Source organism: Halorubrum sp. PV6 (assembly GCF_003990725.2).
Taxonomy (GTDB): domain Archaea; phylum Halobacteriota; class Halobacteria; order Halobacteriales; family Haloferacaceae; genus Halorubrum.
Genome location: NZ_CP030064.1, coordinates 1,650,558 through 1,671,622, shown reverse-complemented (window position 1 = coordinate 1,671,622; position 21,065 = coordinate 1,650,558). Strand labels below are relative to the sequence as shown.

The window sequence follows — 21,065 nt, the reverse complement described above, 5'->3', positions numbered from 1 at the left end:
ACTGATGTGCCATGTGCACACGGATCTTAACAAGGCTTTTTGAGGGCTGATCGAACCGTGACACTGCGTATCAGGTTGAAAAATTATGAGCATTACTCAACGACTCAAAGCCATCGGCCCGGGAGCCATGGTCGCAGCGGCGTTCATCGGTCCGGGCACGGTCACGACCGCGAGCGTAACTGGAGCAGAGTTTGGCTACGCACTCCTGTGGACGATCGCCTTCTCGATCATCGCAACGATCGTTTTACAGGAGATGAGTGCACGGCTTGGCCTCGTTTCGGGCGAGGGGCTCGGCGAGGCGCTCAGAGAGCGATTCGATAACCAGATCGTCGAGTACGTGAGTATCTTTCTCGTCGTCGGGGCTATCGGCGTTGGAACCGCTGCATACGAGGCCGGGAACATTCTCGGCGGGGCAGCAGGGCTGGCGACGATCACGGGAGTCAGTTCCACCGTATGGGGCGTCTTGATGGGACTCGTCGCCGGCGCGCTGCTATACACCGGACGGTACAAGCTGATCGAGCGGGCGCTCGTCGGGCTCGTTATCCTCATGGCACTCTCGTTCATTGCATCGGCGATCCTCATCGGTCCCGAGCCCGGTGCGATCGCAGCAGGGTTCGTACCCAGCATTCCGTCCGGCTCGCTGTATCTCATCACTGGCCTCATCGGGACGACGATTGTCGGGTACAACCTGTTTTTGCACGCAAGCAACGTCCAGGAGCGATGGAGTGGTCCCGAGGATCTCGGTCACTCTCGCGTCGACACGGTGCTGTCTATCGCTGTCGGTGGACTGATCACGCTCACGATCATGGTGACCGCGGCTGCGGCGTTTGAACCGGGGACGCAGATTAACGATGTTGGTCAGATGGCCGAACAGCTGCGCCCGCTGGCAGGCCCGTATGCGGAGGTGTTCTTTAGTATCGGATTGTTCGCTGCTGGGTTCACGAGCGCGACGACGGCACCCCTTGCAGGCGCGTGGGCAACCACTGGCGCACTGGGGTGGAACTCCGACATGCAGAGCTCGCGATTCCGTGCAGTCTGGGGCACGATCCTCGGCGTTGGCGTCCTCTCAGTGGTGCTTGGGGGGAGCCCCGTGCAGATCATTGTGTTCGCGCAGGTGGTGAACGGGATTCTCCTCCCGATTGTCGCACTCTTCCTGATTTACGCGATGAATCAGGACGATCTCCTCGGGGAGTATACGAACGGGCCGGTGGCAAACGTGCTCGGTGCTATCGTGACGCTTATCGTTGTTTGGCTCGGTCTTCGAACAATCCTCAGCGTGGCTGGGGTGTTATAAATGGAACGCAGAAAAATCGGCGTTGACGTCGGTGGCACATTCACCGATGTGACACTCTCAGTTGATGGTGAGCTCGTGACCGCCAAGGTCCCGAGCACGGAAGATCAAAGTGAGGGCGTCATTGCCGGGATCGAGAAAGCGTGTGAGGAGGCAGGAATCGAACCCGAGAGCGTAAGCGAGTTCTCTCACGCGATGACCGTCTCAGTCAATGCACTCCTCGAAGAAGACGGCGCAAAGACTGCACTCGTCGCGACCGAAGGGTTCCGGGACGTCTTGGAAATCGGTCGCCAAGATCGGCCATCGCTGTACGATCTCAACGCGGAGAAGCCGACACCACTGGTACCCAGACGCCGCCGTTTCGAGGTGTCTGAGCGGGCATCAACTGATGGGATCGAGCGGCGTGTCGACGAGGATGAAGTCCGGGCGATTGCAGAGGAGATCCGCAACGCGGACGTCGAAGCCGTCGCCATCTCCTTTTTGCACGCCTATGCGCATCCCGAGAACGAAAAGCGGGCCGCTGCCATCTTGCGAGACGAACTCACAGTGCCGGTGTCGGCCTCACACGAGGTGCTCGCCGAATTCCGTGAGTACGAGCGGACGTCCACGACCGCCGTCGATGCGTACGTCCGGCCAGCCATCGATCGATACGTTAGTCACCTCACCGAGCGCACACGCGATCTCGGCGTCCCGCAGCCACGAATCATGCAGGCCAACGGCGGGATCACTGACGCCGACACCGTCAGGCAGAATGCCGTAACGACTGTTCTCTCGGGGCCTGCGGCGGGCGTTGTCGGGGCTAATGCGATGGCGACCGGCGGTACCGACGAACCGGGAGGGCTGGTTACCTTCGACATGGGCGGGACATCGAGTGATGTAAGTCTCGTCCGTGACGGTGCAGTAGAACAGACGACAGAGGGATCGATCAACGAACGACCGATCAAAACGCCGATGGTGGACATCGAGACCGTCGGCGCCGGAGGCGGGTCTATCGCGTGGGTCGACGCGGGTGGCGCGCTTCGGATCGGTCCGCGCTCAGCCGGAGCGGACCCCGGTCCGGCCTGCTATGGCAAGGGAGGCACGGAGCCAACGGTCACAGACGCGAACCTCGTCTTAGGCTATATCGGCGGGAGCACCAGCCTCGGCGGGGAACTATCGCTCGATGAGGAGGCCGCGTACGACGTCCTCTCGGATCTCGCCGACGAAGCGGGTATGGACGGGCCCTTAGAGGCAGCGCGTGGCGTCTACCGTGTCGCGAACGCGAACATGACTCGGGCGATTCGCTCGGTGACCGTGGAGAGAGGGTACGATCCGCGTAAATTCGGCCTCGTTGCGTTCGGCGGTGCGGGGCCCATGCACGCGATTTCGATCGCGGACAGCCTCGACATCGAGCGAGTCGTCATCCCACGCGCCTCTGGCGTGTTATCTGCATACGGTCTGCTCGCAGCCGACGAGAAGCGTACCGCGGTACGGACGTACCAGCGTTCACTCGCCGAGGTCGACCCTAACGACGTTGAGGCCGTATACGAAGAGCTGGCTGAGCAACTACTCACAGAGGTCAGCGACCGGAACGCGGCGGCTGTACAGTACGCTGCAGATCTCAGGTACGCCGGACAGAGCTTCGAACTCGGTGTCGATATCGAGCGACCGTTCGACGCCGCAGACGCCGGTGAACGGTTCGCGGCGGCACACGAGTCAGCATACGGCTACCAGGCGGACGAGCCCGTCGAGCTGGTGAACTGTCGTGTGATGACCACAGTCCCGCGGAGCGCACCGCCACTTGAGTACTCCGGGAGCGGGAGCCCGCAGACGGGGTCCCGCGAGGCGGCGTTCACCGACAGCGTTCACGATACGCCGGTCTACGAGCGGCAACGGTTGCCTCCGAACAGTTCGATCGAGGGCCCCGCAATCGTCGAGGGCGATGAGAGTACGATCGTCATTCCGCCCGCGTGGAGCGTGCGAGTGCGCGACGACGGCGCACTGATCGTCGAGGTGAGAGACGCATGAGCGACGAACACGAAGCGACGACCGAAACGACCCCAGAGATCGATCCGGTGACCCTGGAGATCCTCCGGAATAAACTGGAGAGCGTCGCAACCGAGATGGGTCACGTCCTCATCCGCGGGGCGTACTCTCCGAACATCAAGGAGCGCCAGGACTGCTCAACGGCGCTTTTTGACGCCTCGGGGCGAATGGTCGCACAGGCAGAACACATCCCGGTTCATCTCGGGGCGATGCCCGACGCGGTGGATATCGTTTTACGAAAGGATCCGCAACCGGGCGATGTCTTCATTGTCAACGATCCGTTTGCTGGGGGGACACACCTCCCCGATATCACACTCGTCTCGACGATCGCACCCAACGACGAAATCATCGGGTTCGCGGTGTCGCGGGCACACCATGCCGACGTGGGTGGCAGCGCACCGGGAAGCATGCCGCCCGGAGCACAGGAGGTGTACGAGGAGGGACTCCGACTGCCGGCGGTTCGACTCGTCGATGGCGGCGAACCGAACGAGGCGGTGTACGACCTGATCCGGGCCAACGTCCGGACACCGGACGAGCGCGAAGCAGATCTCCGAGCGCAACGTGCGGCGAACGACCGCGCCGAAGAGCGGATCGGTGAGTTGCTTGCTGAACACGGGTCAACGCTGCTCGACGCCTTCGACGCCGTCATCGAGTATTCCCGCGAACGCGTCGAGGCGGAACTGAGGGATCTCCCGGACGGCACCTACCGGGCACAGGACATCCTCGAAGGCGACGGCGTCACCGATGACGACATTCCGATCACGGTGGCGGTCACCATCGACGGGGCCTCGATCGACGTCGATTTCGCAGGGACCGCAGACCAGGTGGCAGGCAACCTGAACGCGCCGCTGTCTGTCGCAAAGAGCGCGGTCTACTTTGTGGTTCGTGCGATCACCGACCCCGAGATTCCGCCAAATCACGGCTGTTACGAGCCCGTTTCGGTGTCTGCACCCGACGGATCGGTACTCAACCCGCGGCCGCCAGCAGCGGTCGTCGGCGGTAACGTCGAGACCAGCCAGCGCGTCATGGATGTCACGCTGGCGACGCTCGCCGAGGCGGTTCCAGACGCGGTTCCCGCCGGCAGCCAAGGGACCATGAACAACCTCATCATTGGCGATCGGACCGGGGAGTTCACCTACTACGAGACGATCGGCGGCGGGTTCGGGGCTCGCCCCGGAAAAGACGGGATGGACGGCGTACAGGTCGGGATGACCAACACCCTCAACACACCCGTCGAATCGATGGAGACCGAGTACCCACTCTGGGTCGATCGGTATGCGCTGCGCTCGTCGAGTGGCGGTGACGGCCGGTACCGCGGTGGACTGGGTCTCGAACGAACCGTCACCGTCGAGACCGATGCGACCGTGTCACTCCTGACAGAGCGTCGACGAACCGCGCCGGCAGGAGTCAACGGCGGTGAAGATGGCGCAACTGGGCAGAACCTCGTCGACGGCGAGCGTGTCCCCGCGAAGGCCTCTATCGACGTCGAGGCTGGAACGACCGTCTCGATCCGCACGCCTGGGGGCGGCGGACACGGCGACCCTGAGAAACGCGATGCGGCAGCGCGCGAGCGCGATCGGGAGGACGAGAAGGTGGACGACCGATGAGTCGTGTGGGAATCGTCGTTCCCTCCTCGAACACGACCGCCGAGCCAGAGTTTCGTGCGGCGCTTCCCGACGGCTGCACGCTCCACGCCGCGCGGATGCCGCTCGAAGACGTGACCGCGGAGGGTCTCGACGCCATGGCCGACGGCGCCGAACGCGCCGCCTCGCTGCTGTCGCATGCGTCAGTCGACGGTGTCGCGTACGCCTGCACGACCGGGAGCCTCATCCACGGCCCCGGGTTTGATGCAGATCTGGAGTCCAAACTCTCCGAGATTACGGGCGCCCCGGCGGTCGCGACCGCGCTTTCGGTCGTCAGAGCGCTGAACGCACTTGCGGTGAACCGAGTCGCCGTTGCAACGCCGTATGCAGCAGAGTTGGATCGATTAGAGCGCAAATACCTGACGGCGAACGACTTCGAGGTAGTTGCCATCGACGGCCACGGGCTCGTGTCGAACAACGAGATTGGAGAGTTAGACGCCGTCGATGCTGAACAGCACGGTCGAGCGGTCCTTTCTGACGCTCCAGAGGTGGATGCGCTGTTCGTCTCGTGTACAAACTACCGATCGATTCCAGCGCTGGCGTCGCTTGAGGCGGCGTTCGACATACCGGTCATTTCGAGCAACGCAGCGACGATTTGGGATCTGTGTCAGCGGATCGGTATCCAGCCCAATCTGCACATCAAACTCACAACCGTGGACTGACCGCGAACGGGACCGCCGTCGTCAATGTACCAATCGCAAAACGATCGCCGGCTGACGGTGCCAGACCGCCGGTGCTCCGACCCGCGGCGTCATTCGACGCTCATCTGTTGGTTTTGCCAGCAGATGCGAGCCACGCATCGGGCTTCTCAACGGTCGAATTCAGTATTTCCAACGAGATACGAGCCGTACGACAGGCGCGCGATTCCTCCGAGGAATCCGAACTCTGTTTCGCCAAAGAGGTTGATCAGAGCTACTGCTCATATCGAGACCTGAAGGCCGACGATACTCTTGTTTGCACTCATCTTAATCGTGTTATGCTCATGACAACTACTCTCTCGGCCTCTTAGCGGCGGTGTTCAGAGACGGGTTGAACGGTGAGGCGGTGCGGTTTCAACGTGTCTGATGCCCGAACGACCGTCGGTCGGGTGGCGGTCCGCACGTCTTATCACCGAAACCGTCGAACTCCAGCCGTGGACTTACACGTCCGGTACGAGGGCGACGACGACCCAGACAAGTGTACGGCCCGGAAGCTCGCGCGGTTCGACCTCGCGGAGTTGCACCGCTCCGACCGGGCCACGCCCTACGGCGTCGTCTTGAACCCGCACGCCGAGCGCGCGCTCTCGCCGGCCGACGCCGACCGCGCCGCGGAGACGGCCCTCGTCGCGCTCGACTGCTCGTGGGAGTCGGCGGGCGAAAAGACGTTCTCGCTGCCCGGCGAGCACCGCGCGCTGCCGTACCTCGTCGCCGGCAACCCGGTGAACTTCGGTCGACCGATGCAGCTCACGACCGTCGAGGCGTTCGCGGCCGCGCTCGCCATCCTCGGCGACCTCGACCACGCCGAACGGATCATGGCGAAGTTCACCTGGGGAGAGACGTTCCTAGAACTCAACGAGGAGCCGCTCCGCCGGTACGCGGCGTGTGACGACTCCGCCGAAATCGTCGCGATCCAACAGGAGTACCTCGACCGATCGTAGCGTGCGGGCTGACCGGCCCGGCGAGAGGTTCCCGGCCTCGATACCGGCACTGACCGGGGTCGCGACAAGGCTTTTGCCTGAATCGGCCCTATTGGTGAGCGATGGTATCCACAGGCGACGCCGCACCCATGTTCACCGCGACAGTCGGAACGAGCGACCACGAACCGTTCGATCTCGCCGAAGCGGTCGGCGACGGCCCGGTCGTCTTGGCCTTCTTCCCTGGCGCCTTTACGCCCCCCTGCACGAACGAGATGGTGGCGTTCCAAGACCACGCCGACGCCTTCGACGAGGCCGGCGCCACGGTGTACGGCGTCAGCGCCGACTCGCCGTTCTCGCAGGGCGCGTTCCGCGAGGAACACGGTATCGAGTTCGACCTCGTGAGCGACATGGCTGGTGACGCGATCCGCGCGTACGACCTCGAGATCGACATCGCGGACCTGGGACTCCACGGCATCGCCAACCGAGCCGTGTTCGTCATCGACGACGACGGCGAGGTCGTCTTCGACTGGGTCGCCGACGACCCGACGAACGAGCCCGACTACGAGGCGGTCCTCGACGCGGCGCAGTCGGCGTAACGCGCCGGTAGCGACCCACACGGCCGCGCTCGGGACGCGCCGTGCGTCTCGGGCGCTGCGGACGAACGATATTTAAGTAACCGGCGGTCCAAGCCCGCTCGTGCCCTCCAAATCCGGTCGCCCGCCCGGTGAGACGCAGGTTTCGGCCGACCGCGCGACCGACGCCGTCGACAGCGACGCCGCCGCGTCAGCGACCGCCAACAGTGACGCCGCCGACTCCGAACACGCCCCGGTCGAGTGGGGACCGGTGCGGTTCGAGCGCCTGCGATCGCTCGCGCTCGGTGCGAGCGTGACCGTCGCCGGGCTCGTCCTCGCGGCGCTGCTTTTTATCGCCGCCGGCGTCGCCGCCTCGGTGCTCGGGGGCGGTGCCTCCCTGTTTGGAGGTGGCGGCCCGCCGGCGTCGACGTGGGCGCTGCTCGTCCTCCTCCTCGTCGGTGGCCCGGTGTCGCTGCTGTACTGGATCGTGGCGTACGATCAGACCTCCCCGGAACGGCGCAGCGAGTTGCGTTCGCAGTTCGGCGACTACTCGTTCGATCTCTCTGGGCTCCGGCTCGGTTGGGCGCTCGCCGGGGCGGGAGCCGTCCTCGCCGTGCCGGCGGCGGCGATCGCGTCTGAAGCGTTCTCGGCCACGCTGTCGCTGTTCTCCGGGCTCGCCCCGCTGCTCTTCGCGTTCGCCACGCTCTTCCCGTTCCTCGCAGGGTCGCGGGGCACCGAACTGCGACTCGACCCGGCCGCCGAGTCGATAGCGCGGACGCGACTGAGCCACGACCGGACCCAAACCGACGACCTCGGCTCGGTGGTCCGAACGCGGCGACTCGACCTCCCGTGGACCACCGTCTTCCTCCTCGCGTACCGCGGAAACGCGTGGTACCGCTCGACGCCGTGGCTGTTCGTCCCGACCGACCGCGCCGACGCGGTCGACCGACGGCTCGACTGGGTGCTCGAACGCAGCGACGGCCCGGACCGAGCCAGCGTTCCGGAACGGCTCACGCTGGCGGTCGTCGGGTCGTTCTCGCTCGTCGTCGGCCTCCTCCTGGCCGTCGCTGCCGGCGAGGGGGCCGCTGGAGCGGCGCTGGCGCTGTTGACGGCACCGTTTAGCCTCCTCTTTCTCGCCTTGGCGGCCCGGCTGTGACCGTCGACACCGGACGTGTTAGACCCTACCACGCGACTCATATACCGTGGGCCCGTAGCACGAATATGGACTCACAACGTCTGGAGACGGCCCTCAAGTCGGAGTTCGGCGGGACCGAACCCGAGCGCCGGGCGGTCGCTCGGGCGGCCCGCGACCTGGCGGATTCCGGCCGCCCCTCCCGAGACCGCGGCCACGGGCTCACGGTCCCCGGCGTGATCAAGCACCTTGGCGACGCGCCGGACGACTCCTCGCTCGTCGACCGCTGGAACTGGTGGCTGGGCGCGCTCGACGTCGCGTACGGCGGCTACGACGAGTTCACCGTGCGGTTCGTCGAGGGCGACGAGCAGCCGGGGCTCAGGCGGTAGCCGTCGCCCGTGAGCGGTCGGTGCGCCGAGGGGATCTTCCGCCGTGCGGGCCGCTCTCCTTTACTTTCAGTTTCACTCCGCGGATGGCTCGGTTATAGGAGCGCTTCGCCCCTCTATCGATGTATGAGCGCGATAAGCCGCGATCGACCGCAGTACGCGACGGCGACGCGCGTCGACGTGACCGACTGTCGAACCGACCGGATCACCGAGCGCGTGCGACGAAACCGCGTGCGTGGCAGCGAGGTCCACCTCGAACGCCGCGGCGGGCGGACGTTCCTCGTGACGACGCCGACGGAGTGAGCGCTCTCGGCGGTGGCGTCCGCGTCGAACGCCCGCTCCCCCGGAGCGTTCGCTTATAAATGCACGCCGAGCGACGGCGACGGCGCTCGGGGACCTCGGTCAGTCGTCGGCGACGATCTGGTCGGGCGACGGCCCCTGCCCGGACAGTAAACTGTCGAGTCCGACCCCGAGCGCCTCGTCCGTCCGCGCCATCGACTCCTCGCGAGACGCGTCGCTCGCGAGTTCGCGGATAGCGTCGACGTTCTCCGGGACGACGTCCGCCTCCTGGTGGACGTTCTGGAACAGGTACAGGTCCCGCCCCTCGACGCTTATCGACTCCTCCCAGATGCAGTTCTCCCAGAGGTCGCCGCGGCCGCGACCGATGTCGGCCGCGTAGTCTTTCAGGGCGCCCGCGCCGTCGAGACCGGCGCGCTCGGGGATCAGGAACAGCCGCGACTCGCCGCGGAGCAGGTCCCGGACCGCCGCCGTGTCGGGGGCCGCTTCGAGGGTGACGTTGACGCTGTGGGTGTGCATGCCGGTGACCGGCGCCCGCAGGGCGGCCGTGTCGACGTCGACGCTCGGGAGGATCGTGTTCACGTCCGGGCCGTGGTGTGAGGGGACCGTCGCGGGGTCCGGGACCACGTCGTTGATCGGTCCGCGGTCCGTCTCGCTCGGGTCCCCGCCGCGACGGACGAGCGTCACCCGCGCCTTCTCGACGCCGTACGTCTCGTCGAGGGGCGCGAGCAGCCGCGAGAGCCCGGTCGTGTTACAGGAGACGACGCGAAGCGACTCCAGGTCGTCGCGGTCGTCGAGCGGTTCGCTCGCACGGGCGTTGAACGACGCGTCGGCGATGTCGCCGTCCTCGCCGCCCTGGTAGATCGCGGGCGTGTCGTGCGCCTCGTAGGTCGGTCGGTTGCGCTCGCCGATCCCGGCAGGCGCGCAGTCGACCACCAGGTCGACGGCGTCGAGCAGGTCGCCGAGCGACCCGGCGATCTCGAAGCCGGCGTCCGCGAACGCGGCCGGCCGGTCTCCCGTGGCGGCGTACAGATCGTAGCCGCGCCGGACGGCGGTCTCGGCGCCGTAGTCGGGGCTCGTCTTCGTCACGCCGACGAGTTCCATGTCGGACTGGGCCGCGACCGCGTCCGCGACGCGTTTCCCGATCGTCCCGTAGCCGTTGACGCCCACGCGTATCATGGGTGTCGGTCGCTCGGCAGGGGGTATAATTGTTTCGAGAGATGCAACAAGAAATTAACTACGCGGAGAGTAATCGGTCGGTTAATTCGCCCGCAGTGGGCGTGAAACTGAGTTCCGAAATAGAGTAAATAACCGGCGATGCGAAGGACTAACGCCGGGCGTCGCGGATCGACTCGTATGCCGAGCGACCTCACCGCCGCGGCCGAAACCGCCGTCGAACAGTGCCTTGACGTTTCGCCGGGAGAGTCCGTGGTCGTCGTCACCGACGACAAGCGCGAGCCAATCGGCGAGGCGCTGTACGAGGCCGCCAGCGCCGTCACGGCGGACGCGACGATACTCCGCTACCCGCCGGCCGACCAGCACGGCACCGAACCCCCCGCGCCGGTGGCGGCCGCGATGGAAGCGAGCGACGCGTTCCTCGCGCCGACGACGAAGAGCCTGAGTCACACCCGCGCTCGCGGGCGCGCCTGCGACGCCGGGGCGCGCGGGGCGACGCTGCCCGGCATCACCGAGTCCGTGTTCACCACCGGGCTCGACGCCGACTACGCCGCCATCGACGACGCCTGCGACGACGCGCTCGCGGCGGTCGGCGACGCCGACGAGATACGGGTCACGTCGCCCGCGGGCACCGACATCACGTTCGAACTCGGCGACCGCGAGTGGCTCGCCGACACCGGGATGGTCCACGCCCCCGGCGACTTCTCGAATCTCCCCGCCGGCGAGGTGTTCATCGCCCCGGAGAGCGCCACCGGCACCTACGTCGTCGACGGGACGATGATGCCCCACGGCCTGCTCGGAGAGGGCGAAGCACTCGCGTTCGAGGTCGACGACGGTCTCGTCACGTCGGTCAGCGACGAGGCGGTACGCGAGGAGTTGGCGACCGCCGCGGCGTCGGTCGGCGACGCCGCGTACAACCTCGCGGAGCTGGGAATCGGGACCAACGTCGGCGTCGAGGAGCTGGTCGGCTCCGTCCTCTTAGACGAGAAGGCGGCCGGGACGGTCCACATCGCCATCGGCGACAACGCCGGCATCGGCGGCGACACCGACGCCCCGGTCCACCTCGACGGCATCCTCCGGGACCCGACCGTCTACGTCGACGGCGAGGCGATCGAACTGCCGGGCGCGTAAGGCGAGACTCCGGTTTCGGGCCGTGACGTGTTTATAAGCGACGGCCGTCACTCCACCGTCGCGAGCGCGACGCCCGCCACCCCGCGCACGCCGACGACCTGATGCCGCCAGCCGTCGCCGGCGTCGACACAGAGCGTGCCGGCGTCGGTCACCGCCACGGAGACGCCCGGCCCGTAGCCGAGCGCGACCGGCGTCTCCGCGACCGGGAGGTCCGCGACGGTCCACGTCGCTTCGTCCCAGTCGTCGCCGTCGCCGTGGACGAACAGGTCGCCGTCGACGACCGCCATCGCGTGTCCGTCGCCGTCGGCGGCGACCGCGTTCGCGTCGCCCGAGAGCGCCGTCATCCAGCCGTTCCCCAGCCAGTAGACGCCGGCTCCGGTCGCCGCGAGCGGCATGCCCGTGCCGGCCACGTCGCGGGCGTCGTCGAGCCCCACGGCGTCGAGTTCGGCGCGGTCGGCCCCGGTGACCTGATAAATGCCGTCGCCGGCGGCGACGAGGGGGCCGTCTATCGCGCTGGGTTCCGGCACGGTCCCGACCGAGGCGCCCGTCGGTTCACTGTCCCCGTCACCGAGTTCGATGCGGTCGATTTCGCCGGTCTCGCGGGCGACGAGGAACGCGCCGCGATCGACCCCGACCGCGACGAGCGGGTCGGAGCCGACCGGCTCGACGGCGACCGTCTCGAAGGCGAGTTCGTCGCCGACGGGCGCGATTCGGAGGCCCTCGGCGGTCGCGACCCCGAGGATGTCCGGGGCGTCTCGCCGCGGGAGGACCGCGGCGTCGCGGGCCTCGTCGCGCGCGACCATGTCGAACGCGCCGATCTTGTCGGCCGAGAGCGCCACCCTGACGACGCCGCTCTCGGTGGCGACGTACGCGTCGGTGCGGCCCGCCGTCCCGGCGTACACGCGCTTTTCCTCGATCGAGATGTCGTCTTCGGAGGGTGCCATCACCGGGCGTTCGGCCGGGGGTCTCATAAGCCCCCCGCGGCGCTTCGGCGACGCGGAATCCGCCCGCGTCCGGTCGCTCGTTTCGATGCGCATTAGGTCGCCGACCGAGTAGGGGGGATCGTGCAATCGGTCGTCGCCGAACTCGTCGCGGTGCTCGTCGAGGTCGCCCCGCGACTGACCCGGATCGCGGCGTTCATCGCGGCCGGCGTCTTCGCCGCCAACGTCGCCATCGCCTTCGGGTTGGTCCGGTACGTGGCCGGGCTCGCGGGGTGGCTCACGCGGCCGGCGAACCTCCCCGACGAGGTCGGCACCGCCATCCTCACGACCGCGGCGTCGACGACGGCCGGGTACGCCACGCTCGCCGAGTACCGTGAGGCCGGCCTGCTCGACGACCGGGCGACGCTCGTCGCCGTGACGATAAACACGTTCTTCGGGTTCGTCCAGCACGTGTTCACGTACTACATCCCCGTGTTGATCCCGATCTTGGGCGTCGAGATCGGAGTCGTCTACGTCTCCGCGCGCGCCGGCATCGCGCTGGCGATCACCGTCGCGGGCGTCCTCGCCGGCGGCGTCCTGCTCTCCGACCGCAACGTCGACCGCTCCGCGCTCGCCGACGTCGACGCGACCGGTCCGGACGCCGACGACCGGACGAACCGCGAGCGCGTCAGCGAGGCCGCGACGAAGTCCTGGAAGACGCTCCGGCGGATCGTCCCGCGGCTCGCCGTCGTCTACACGCTCGTCATCGCGCTCGTCACCAACGCCGACGTGGAGGCGCTGACGAGCGTCGCCGAGCCGATCACGGGGGTCCTCGGCCTGCCCGGCGCCGCGGTCCCCGTGATCGCCGTCTTCACCCTCGACACCACCGCGGGCGCGGTGACGCTGGCCGGCACGGCCGAGGGAATCTTCACCGTTCGGACCGCCGTGGCGAGCCTGCTCATCGGCGGCATCCTCTCGTTTGCGGTCTCGACGTTCCGGCGCTCGATCCCCTTCCAGTACGGCATCTGGGGCGCCGAGTTCGGGACGAAGGTGATCGCCGTCAACACCGCGTTGAAGCTCCTCTTCATCTCGATCACGGTCGCGCTGCTGCTCGCGCCCGTGTGGTGAGTCGTCGGCGACCGAGACGGCCGCGGCTGTCGGTTGCGCTGGGCGTCAAAAAATCGCACCGCGGAGGCTTCGGGCTTACGCTAAGTCGAACCGGTCGAGCCGCATCACCTTCGTCCACGCGTCGACGAAGTCCTCGACGAACTGCTCGTCGGCGTCGTCGCTCGCGTACACGTCCGCGACGGTGCGGAGCCGGGAGTGCGAGCCGAAGATGAGGTCCAGTCGCGTGGCCTCCCACTCGACCGCACCGCTCTCGCGGTCGACGCCCTCGTACAGTTCGGCGTCGCCTGCGTCGTCGTCCGCGACGGGCACCCACTCGGTTCCCATATCCAGCAGGTTCACGAAGAAGTCGTTCGTCAGCGCGCCGGGCGTCTCCGTGAACACGCCGCGCTCCGTATCCTCGTAGGTGGCGCCGAGCGCGCGCATCCCGCCGACGAGGACCGTCATCTCGCTGACGGACAGATCGAGGAGGTCGGCGTGGTCGACGAGCAGCTCCTCGGGCCGGTGGTCGATGCCGTCGGCGATGTAGTTCCGGAAGCCGTCGACGCGGGGTTCGAGCGCCTCGAAGGAGTCGGCGTCGGTCTGTTCCTGTGAGGCGTCGGTCCGTCCCGGCTCGAACGGGACCGTCACGTCGACCCCGGCGTCGGCGGCCGCCTGCTCGACGGCGGCGTTGCCGCCGAGCACGATCAGGTCGGCGAGCGACACGCGTACGTCGTCGTCGCGCGCGTCGTTGAACTCGGCCTGGACGTCTTCGAGCGTGTCGAGGACCGTCTCCAGCGTCTCCGGCTCGTTAACGTCCCAGTTGCGCTGGGGGTCGAGCCGGATCCGCGCGCCGTTGGCGCCGCCGCGCTTGTCGCTGTCGCGGTACGTCGAGGCGGCGCCCCATGCGGTCTTGACGAGCTGTTGGGTCGTCAGGTCGGTGTCGAGGATCTCGGCTTTGAGCGACTCGATTTCGGCGTCGCCGATCAGGTCGTGGTCGACCTCGGGGATCGGGTCCTGCCAGATCATCTCCTGGTCCGGAACCTCCGGGCCGAGGAACCGCGACGGCGGGCCCATGTCGCGGTGCGTGAGTTTGTACCACGCCTTCGCGAAGTTCATCCCGAACGCCATCGGGTTCTCTCGGAACTCCTCGACGATTTCCTGGTACGCCGGGTCACGCTTTAACGCGATGTCGGTCGTGAGCATCATGGGCGTGACCTGCTCGTCTGCGTCGTGCGCGTCCGGGGCGCTGCCGTGGAGCGACTCGTCGGTCGGCGTCCACTGCCACGCGCCGCCGGGCCCCTTCTCGGGTTCCCACTCGTATTCGAGCAGGTTGTCGAGGTAGCCCATGTCCCACTCGGTGGGGGAGCCGGTCCACGGCCCCTCGATGCCGCTCGTGATGGTGTCGCCGCCCTTGCCGCTGCCGTAGTCGCTCTCCCAACCGAGACCCTGCGCCTCGATGGGTGCCGCCTCCGGCTCTGCGCCGACGTGCTCGTCGGGGTCGTCCGCGCCGTGGACCTTCCCGAACGTGTGCCCGCCGGCGATGAGCGCGGCTGTCTCCTCGTCGTTCATCGCCATGCGGTCGAACGTCTGGCGGATGTTTTTCGCCGACGCCATCGGGTCGGGCTGGCCGTCCGGCCCTTCCGGATTCACGTAGATGAGCCCCATGACGGACGCGCCGAGCCCCGGCTCGATGTCGCCGGGCTCGTCGAACCGCTCTTGGGTGTCCATCTCGGACTCCGGCCCCCAGTAGGCGGAGTCGTCGGGCGCGAAGTCGTCCTCGCGGCCGCCGGCGTAGCCGAACGTCTCGAATCCCATCGACTCGATGGCGACGTTGCCGGCCAAGATCATCAGATCGCCCCACGAGAGTTTGCGCCCGTACTTCTGTTTGATGGGGAGGAGCAGCCGGCGCGCCTTATCGAGGTTCGCGTTGTCCGGCCAGCTGTTTATCGGGGCGAGTCGCTGTCGGCCGCCCGCGGCGCCGCCGCGTCCGTCGGCGGTGCGGTACGTGCCGGCGCTGTGCCACGCCATCCGGATGAAGAGGGGACCGTAGTGGCCGTAGTCGGCCGGCCACCAGTCCTGCGAGGAGGTCATCAGGTCCTCGAGATCCGACTTCACTTCGTCGAGGTCGAGCGACTGGAACGCCTCCGCGTAGTCGAAGTCGTCCGGGTACGGACTGACATCTTGGGCGTTCTGGTCGAGAATTTCGAGGTCCAACTGGTTCGGCCACCAGTCTGTGGTAGTCTGCTTAGACATTCGGGCTCGGCCGATGTTTTCAGCACCGTAAATAAAACCCTGTTCACATCGAGATAATACACACAACTAATACGACTTCTCGTTTTACGATTTACAAAATATCTTTTGAACACTATAAAATCCGCCGGGTATGTTACGCCCGGTGTTCCAGACTCCCCGAGAGAAGCGCCGAGACGGCCGACTCACGTCGGAGACGGTCGGTCGCGGGCGCGACCACGCCGCGCGACGGCGCCGTGGCGCGGACCGACTACCTAAGTTACCGGCGTTAGAGTGGGACGCATGGACTCCGCTCGCTTCCTGTTCGTCTCCGCCGACGCCGCGCTGATCACCGACCTCGCGTGGCAGGTCCACCGCGAGGGCCACGACGTGAAGTACTACATCGAAGCCGAAAGCGACCGCGAGATCGGTGACGGGTTCGTGCCCAAGACCGACGACTGGCGCGCCGAGGTCGACTGGGCCGACGTCGTCGTCTTCGACGACATCTGGGTGGGGTCGGACATCGGGACCGGAGGCCTCGCCGAGGAACTCCGCGAACAGGGGCACGCCGTCGTCGGAGGGACGCCGAACACCGACCACCTCGAAGCAGACCGCGGCTACGCGATGGAGGTCCTCGAAGACCACGGCGTCAACACCGTCGAACACCACATCTTCGACAGTTTCGACGCGGGGATACAACACGTCCAAGCGAACCCCGCCCCGTACGTGATCAAACCGCTCGGCGAAGTCCAGAACGTCAAGCGCTTGCTGTACGTCGGGAACGAAGACGACGGGAGCGACGTCGTCGACGTGCTGAAGGCGTATAAAAAAGCGTGGGGCCATCGGATGAAGGGGTTCCAACTGCAACGCAAAGTCGAGGGCGTCGAGATCGCGATCTGCGGGTTCTTCAACGGCGAGGAGTTCATCGACCAGGTCAACTTCAACTTCGAGCACAAGAAGCTGTTTCCAGGGAACATCGGTCCCTCGACCGGCGAGATGGGGACCTCGATGTTCTGGGCCGGCCAGAACAAACTCTTCGGAGAGACCCTCGGGAAAGTCGAAGGATGGCTCGCCGACGAGGGGTACGTCGGGAGCATCGACATCAACTGTATCGTCAACGAACGCGGGATCTACCCGCTGGAGTTCACCCCGCGATTTGGCTACCCGACCATCGCGCTACAAGAGGAGTCGATCGAGTCGTCCACTGGCGAATTCTTCTACGACCTCGCACACGGCAACGAGCCGGACGTGACCGTTCACAACGGGTATCAGATCGCCGTGCGAGTCGTCTTGCCGCCGTTCCCGTTCGACGACGAGCAGACGTACGACGAGAACTCCCGGAACGCGGCCGTGATGTTCGAGACCGCGCACCGCGAGGGGATTCACCTCGAAGACGTCAAGAACGTGGACGGCCAGTGGCGCGTCGCCGGCGAAAGCGGGATGCCGATCGTCGCGACCGGGAAGGGTGAGACGATGCAGGCCGCCCGCGAGCAGGCGTACGGCCGGATCGACGACATCGTGATGCCGAACCTCTACTACCGGGACGACATCGGCGAGCGATGGATCGACGGCGACGGCGATCGCCTGCTCGCGTGGGGGTACCTCGGGCCGCAGACGGAGTGACGGTCGAGGATCGGGGAGCGGCGGCCGGCGGTAGCGGAGCGGCGGCTGGCGGCCAGCCCGTCCCCGCGCACGGTCCTCGTTGCGAAACCGAGCGGCGGCCCTCCACGACTTTTTAACTGTCCGGGTCCACCACATGCGGTATGGCGAAGTACTCGACGGGCGGTGGCGGCGGCGGCGACGACGGCGACGCCTGTGAGCTCTGCGGGCGCGAGACGACGGATCTTAAGCGAGCGACGGTCGCCGGAGCGAAGCTCCTCGTCTGCTCGTCCTGTAGCCCCCACGACGACGCCGGCAACGCCCCGAGCGGGTCGGGCGGCCGCGGCGGCGGCGGTGGCGGCAGTTCGGGCGGGAGCCCCGGCGGCGCGAGCGCCGGGTCCGGCGGCACGGAGAGCCGCAAAAAGGAGATCGCTCGCAAGCAGGCGAAGATGTACGACTCCGCCACGGGCGACTCCAAACACTGGGAGGAGGGCGGCACCAACTACGAGTCCGACCGGCTCCCGTACCTCGTCTCCGGCTACGGCGACGACGTCGAGGCGGCCCGACAGGACGCCGGGCTCACGACCGAACAGCTCGCCGAGGAACTGGAGATCGACGAGGACGACCTCTTCGCGGTCGAGGACGGACGGGCCGCGACGGCCGGGGTCGGCGGCTCCGTCGTCCGCGCGTTAGAGGAGCGACTCGGCGTCGAAATCGTCGACGAGTAGCCCGGCGGAGCGGCGCGTTCGCCGGCGGCGCTCGCGGTTTTATTCCTCTCGCGGCTGCGCCCGCCAGTCCGGTCGTGAGCCGAAACGACCAATTTCCCGGCGGCCGACCACCGCACAATGAAGGCGATAAAGGACAGCGTTCACGGCCACGTCCGGCTCGGCGAACTCGCGGCCGAACTGGTCGATACGCCCGCCTTTCAGCGGCTGCGACACATCAAACAGCTGTCCACCGTTCGGCTGGTGTACCCCTCCGCGAACCACACCCGCTTCGAGCACTCGCTCGGCGTCTACCACCTCGCTCGCGGCGCGATAGACGGCTTGGGGCTCGACGCCGACACCGCCGCGCACGTCCGGGCGGCGGCGCTCCTGCACGACGTCGGACACGGGCCGTACGGCCACCAGACCGAGGGGATCATCCGCCGGGCGACGGGCCGCGACCACGACGACATCGCGTGGCTCCTCACCGACGGCGACCGCGAGGTGTGTCGCGTCCTCGAACGCAACGGGGTCGACCCGGAGCGCGTCGCCTCGCTGATCGCGGGCGAGGGCGGGCTCGGCGCGCTCGTCTCGGGCGAGCTCGACGTGGACCGGATGGACTACCTCGTGCGCGACGCCCACCACACCGGCGTCCCCTACGGCACGGTCGACACCGGGCGGCTCGTCAACGAACTCCGGCTCGCGGGCGACGCGAGCGACCCGGCGAACGCGGCGCTCGTCCTCGCCGAAGGGAACGTCCCGACCGCCGAGAGCCTGCTCGTCGCTCGCTCGCTGATGAACGCCGTCGTCTACCGCCACCACGTCTCGCGGGTCGCCGGTGCGATGCTCGAACGCGCCTGCGAGCGCTACCTCGAACGGACCGACACCGACGTGCAGTCGTTCCGCCGAATGGCCGACCACGACCTGCTCGTCGCGCTGCGGGAGACGGTGCCGACGCTCGGGACGCGGATCGAGCGACGCGACCTTTATAAACGGGCGGTGTGGGTCGGGTTAGAGGACGTGCCGGCGGGCACCGTCGACGCCGGCCACGACGAGGAGCGCGCGGCCGAACGCGAGATCGCGGCGGCGGTCGGTATCGATCGCGGCGAGGTCGTCGTCGACGTGCCCTCGCGCCCCGGTTTAAAAGAGTCCGGCTCGACGGTCGTCGTCGACGGCGTCCCGCAGCGGCTCGAAGACGCGTCCGAGCTGGTCGCCGGGCTGCGGAGCGCGGAGCGGCGACGCTGGACGCTCGGCGTCTACTGCCCGGCCGAACACGTCGACGCGGTCGGCGAGGCGGCGCGGGACGTGCTCGGACTCCGGACCGCCGGCGCCCGCGCGTAGCGGGTTACTCCTTTTTCGGCGCCGGAACGGCAAGCACCGGGCGGTTGGTCCCCAAGATTACGTCCTGCGTGACGCTGCCGAAGACGGCCTTACCGGTGGGGCGGCGGCGGCGCCCGCAGACGCAGATCGCGTCGGCGTCGACGTCGTCGGCGGCCGCGAGCAGCTCGTCCGCCGGCTCCCCGCTCGCCTCGTGGTGGACGCACTCGATGCCGGCGGCTTCGAGGGCCTCTCGCGCGCGTCGCACCGCCGAGATCTGGTGGACCGACGCGCCTTCGGGGTTCTCCTGGAACACGTGACACAGGTGCGCGCGGACGGAGCCGTCCGTCGTCGGCAGATCCGTGATCGCCTTCGCCTGTGCGACCGCTCGCTCGTCTTCCGCGTTGTCGATGGCTACGAGTACGTCGTACATACCTTGGTTTTGACGTACTGGACGTATAAATCGTCCCAAACGGTCCCGAGGGGTGGCAACGGCGGGGCGAGAGCGCGCGACGGTCGGCGGAGTGAGAGCGCGCGACGGTCGGTGGGCCGAGAGCGCGCGACGGTCCGCGACCCGCGCGGGGCGACAGACACGCACGCGCTTTTATCCCACGCGGTCGAACGCCGACGTATGATCACGGTCAAAGACACCGTCCACGACCACATCGAAATCGACGGTGTCGCCGCGGATCTGGTCGACACCCCCGCCGTCCAGCGGCTCAGACACGTCAAACAGCTCGGCACGGTCCAACTCGCGTACCCCTCCGCGAACCACACGCGCTTCGAGCACTCGCTCGGCGTCTACCACCTCGCCAGCCAGTCGCTCGACCACCTCGGGATCGAGGGCAAACGGGCGGACCGGATCGAGGCCGCGGCCATGCTCCACGACGTTGGTCACGGCCCGTTCAGCCACAACTTGGAGTCGCTCACGCACCGCCGCACCGGGAAGTACCACGACGACGTGGACGAACTGCTCGCGTCCGGCGCGGTCGGCGAGGTGTTGCGCGACCACGACCTCGACCCCGACCGGATCGCCGGGCTGGTCGCCGGCGAGGGGCGGTACGGCGGGCTCGTCTCCGGCGAACTCGACGTGGACCGGATGGATTACCTCGTGCGCGACGCCTACCACACCGGCGTCCCCTACGGCACCATCGACACGGAGCGGTTCGTTCGCGAACTGACCTTCGTCGACGTGGGGACGGGGAGCCGCGAACTCGTCTTAGACGAGGGGAACGTCCAGACGGCGGAGAGTCTCCTCTTAGCGCGCGCGCTGATGAACCCGGTCGTCTACACCCACCACGTCGCGCGCATCTCGAAGGCGATGTTGCGCCGCGCCGCGAGCGACCTCCTTGACGCGACGCCGACCACCGCGGCCGAACTGCGCCGGATGGACGACCACGACTTCCTCGCGGCGATCCGCCGATGCCCCGAGACCGCCGAACTCTCTCGACGCTACGACGAGCGCGACCTCTACAAGCTGGCGGTGTGGGCGGAGTACGACGACGTGCCCGAGCGCGTCCACACGGCCGACCACGACGCCGAGACCGCGCTGGAGCGCGAAATCTCCGAGGAGGCCGGCGTCGCCAGACAGCACGTGATCCTCGACGTGCCGCCCGAGCCGTCGATGCGCGAGTCGACCGCCCGCGTCACGGTCAACGGCGAGGTGCGTCGGTTGGAGCGACAGTCCCCGCTCGTCTCCGCGCTCCGCACCGCCCAGCGCGACCAGTGGCGGCTCGGCGTGTACGCGCCCCGCCCCGCCACCGACCGCGTGGGGCGCGCCGCCGCCGAGGTTCTCGGACTCGACGCCGAGGGGCTCGTCACGGCGGTTCGCGGAGCGATGCCGACGACGCTCGACGAGTTCGGCGACGGCGCGTAACCGGGCGGTCGCGAGGCGGTCGCGGTGTCGGGGGACTGAAGCCGC

At 67.5% G+C, this 21,065-nt stretch carries 19 protein-coding genes; 15 read left to right on the top strand and 4 right to left on the bottom strand.

From position 1 onward, the window contains the following. The first annotated feature begins 85 nt into the window (after positions 1-85). The 9 genes from DOS48_RS22125 to DOS48_RS22085 all read left to right on the top strand — a co-directional run bounded on the left by DOS48_RS22125 (position 86) and on the right by DOS48_RS22085 (position 8,967). Positions 86-1,294 (top strand): Nramp family divalent metal transporter, encoded by a 1,209-nt coding sequence (locus tag DOS48_RS22125; RefSeq protein ID WP_127117796.1) that lies wholly within the window; start codon positions 86-88, stop codon positions 1,292-1,294. Next, a complete protein-coding gene (locus DOS48_RS22120; RefSeq protein ID WP_127117795.1) occupies positions 1,295-3,298 on the top strand; it encodes a hydantoinase/oxoprolinase family protein in 2,004 nt (667 codons plus the stop codon). It abuts the gene before it with no gap. Continuing rightward, positions 3,295-4,923: a hydantoinase B/oxoprolinase family protein gene (locus DOS48_RS22115; RefSeq protein ID WP_127117794.1), complete on the top strand. Its 1,629-nt coding sequence runs from the start codon at positions 3,295-3,297 to the stop codon at positions 4,921-4,923. The genes DOS48_RS22120 and DOS48_RS22115 overlap by 4 nt, the downstream gene beginning before the upstream one ends. Then, positions 4,920-5,621, top strand: coding sequence for an aspartate/glutamate racemase family protein (locus tag DOS48_RS22110; RefSeq protein WP_127117793.1), 702 nt, complete (start codon positions 4,920-4,922; stop codon positions 5,619-5,621). Before DOS48_RS22115 ends, DOS48_RS22110 begins: the two co-directional genes overlap by 4 nt. A 470-nt stretch (positions 5,622-6,091) precedes the next feature. Beyond that, positions 6,092-6,595, top strand: coding sequence for a DUF367 family protein (locus DOS48_RS22105; protein WP_127117792.1), 504 nt, complete (start codon positions 6,092-6,094; stop codon positions 6,593-6,595). Between the two features lie 101 nt (positions 6,596-6,696). Continuing rightward, positions 6,697-7,170 (top strand): redoxin domain-containing protein, encoded by a 474-nt coding sequence (locus tag DOS48_RS22100; RefSeq protein ID WP_127117791.1) that lies wholly within the window; start codon positions 6,697-6,699, stop codon positions 7,168-7,170. A 100-nt stretch (positions 7,171-7,270) separates the two neighbouring features. Further along, positions 7,271-8,302, top strand: coding sequence for a hypothetical protein (locus DOS48_RS22095; protein WP_127117790.1), 1,032 nt, complete (start codon positions 7,271-7,273; stop codon positions 8,300-8,302). A 65-nt stretch (positions 8,303-8,367) separates the two neighbouring features. Then, a complete protein-coding gene (locus tag DOS48_RS22090) occupies positions 8,368-8,667 on the top strand; it encodes a hypothetical protein (RefSeq protein WP_127117789.1) in 300 nt (99 codons plus the stop codon). A 123-nt stretch (positions 8,668-8,790) separates the two neighbouring features. Next, entirely contained in the window at positions 8,791-8,967 is a 177-nt protein-coding gene (locus tag DOS48_RS22085) for a hypothetical protein (RefSeq protein WP_168654254.1), read from the top strand. Between the two features lie 99 nt (positions 8,968-9,066). Here DOS48_RS22085 and DOS48_RS22080 read toward each other — a convergent pair whose 3' ends face one another. Beyond that, entirely contained in the window at positions 9,067-10,140 is a 1,074-nt protein-coding gene (locus DOS48_RS22080) for a type II glyceraldehyde-3-phosphate dehydrogenase (RefSeq protein WP_127117788.1), read from the bottom strand. Between the two features lie 177 nt (positions 10,141-10,317). Here DOS48_RS22080 and DOS48_RS22075 point away from each other — a divergent pair, with 177 nt between their 5' ends. Continuing rightward, complete coding sequence (locus DOS48_RS22075) at positions 10,318-11,268, top strand: aminopeptidase (protein ID WP_127117787.1); 951 nt, start codon at positions 10,318-10,320, stop codon at positions 11,266-11,268. Positions 11,269-11,315: 47 nt separating this feature from the next. Here DOS48_RS22075 and DOS48_RS22070 read toward each other — a convergent pair whose 3' ends face one another. Next, a complete protein-coding gene (locus tag DOS48_RS22070) occupies positions 11,316-12,212 on the bottom strand; it encodes a hypothetical protein (RefSeq protein ID WP_127117786.1) in 897 nt (298 codons plus the stop codon). A gap of 120 nt (positions 12,213-12,332) precedes the next feature. On the opposite strand from DOS48_RS22070, the gene DOS48_RS22065 reads away from it, so the two are divergent. Then, positions 12,333-13,316, top strand: coding sequence for a nucleoside recognition protein (locus DOS48_RS22065; protein WP_127117785.1), 984 nt, complete (start codon positions 12,333-12,335; stop codon positions 13,314-13,316). 75 nt (positions 13,317-13,391) lie between these two features. Here the strand turns inward: DOS48_RS22065 and katG are convergent, their stop codons facing one another. Further along, positions 13,392-15,548 carry a catalase/peroxidase HPI gene (katG, locus tag DOS48_RS22060; RefSeq protein ID WP_127117784.1) on the bottom strand — a complete coding sequence of 719 codons (2,157 nt, stop codon included), beginning with the start codon at positions 15,546-15,548 and terminating at the stop codon, positions 13,392-13,394. Positions 15,549-15,827: 279 nt separating this feature from the next. Between katG and DOS48_RS22055 the strand changes: the two genes are divergently transcribed. The 3 genes from DOS48_RS22055 to DOS48_RS22045 all read left to right on the top strand — a co-directional run bounded on the left by DOS48_RS22055 (position 15,828) and on the right by DOS48_RS22045 (position 19,168). Beyond that, complete coding sequence (locus DOS48_RS22055) at positions 15,828-17,147, top strand: phosphoribosylamine--glycine ligase (protein ID WP_127117783.1); 1,320 nt, start codon at positions 15,828-15,830, stop codon at positions 17,145-17,147. A gap of 140 nt (positions 17,148-17,287) precedes the next feature. Continuing rightward, positions 17,288-17,851, top strand: a complete 564-nt coding sequence (locus DOS48_RS22050; RefSeq protein ID WP_127117782.1) for a multiprotein-bridging factor 1 family protein — start codon at positions 17,288-17,290, stop codon at positions 17,849-17,851. A 117-nt stretch (positions 17,852-17,968) separates the two neighbouring features. Continuing rightward, on the top strand, positions 17,969-19,168 hold the full coding sequence (locus DOS48_RS22045) for an HD domain-containing protein (RefSeq protein ID WP_127117781.1): 1,200 nt from the start codon (positions 17,969-17,971) through the stop codon (positions 19,166-19,168). Between the two features lie 4 nt (positions 19,169-19,172). Here the strand turns inward: DOS48_RS22045 and DOS48_RS22040 are convergent, their stop codons facing one another. Further along, entirely contained in the window at positions 19,173-19,577 is a 405-nt protein-coding gene (locus DOS48_RS22040; RefSeq protein WP_127117780.1) for a universal stress protein, read from the bottom strand. 198 nt (positions 19,578-19,775) lie between these two features. Here DOS48_RS22040 and DOS48_RS22035 point away from each other — a divergent pair, with 198 nt between their 5' ends. Next, positions 19,776-21,020, top strand: coding sequence for an HD domain-containing protein (locus tag DOS48_RS22035; protein WP_127117779.1), 1,245 nt, complete (start codon positions 19,776-19,778; stop codon positions 21,018-21,020). The last annotated feature ends 45 nt before the right edge of the window (positions 21,021-21,065 follow it).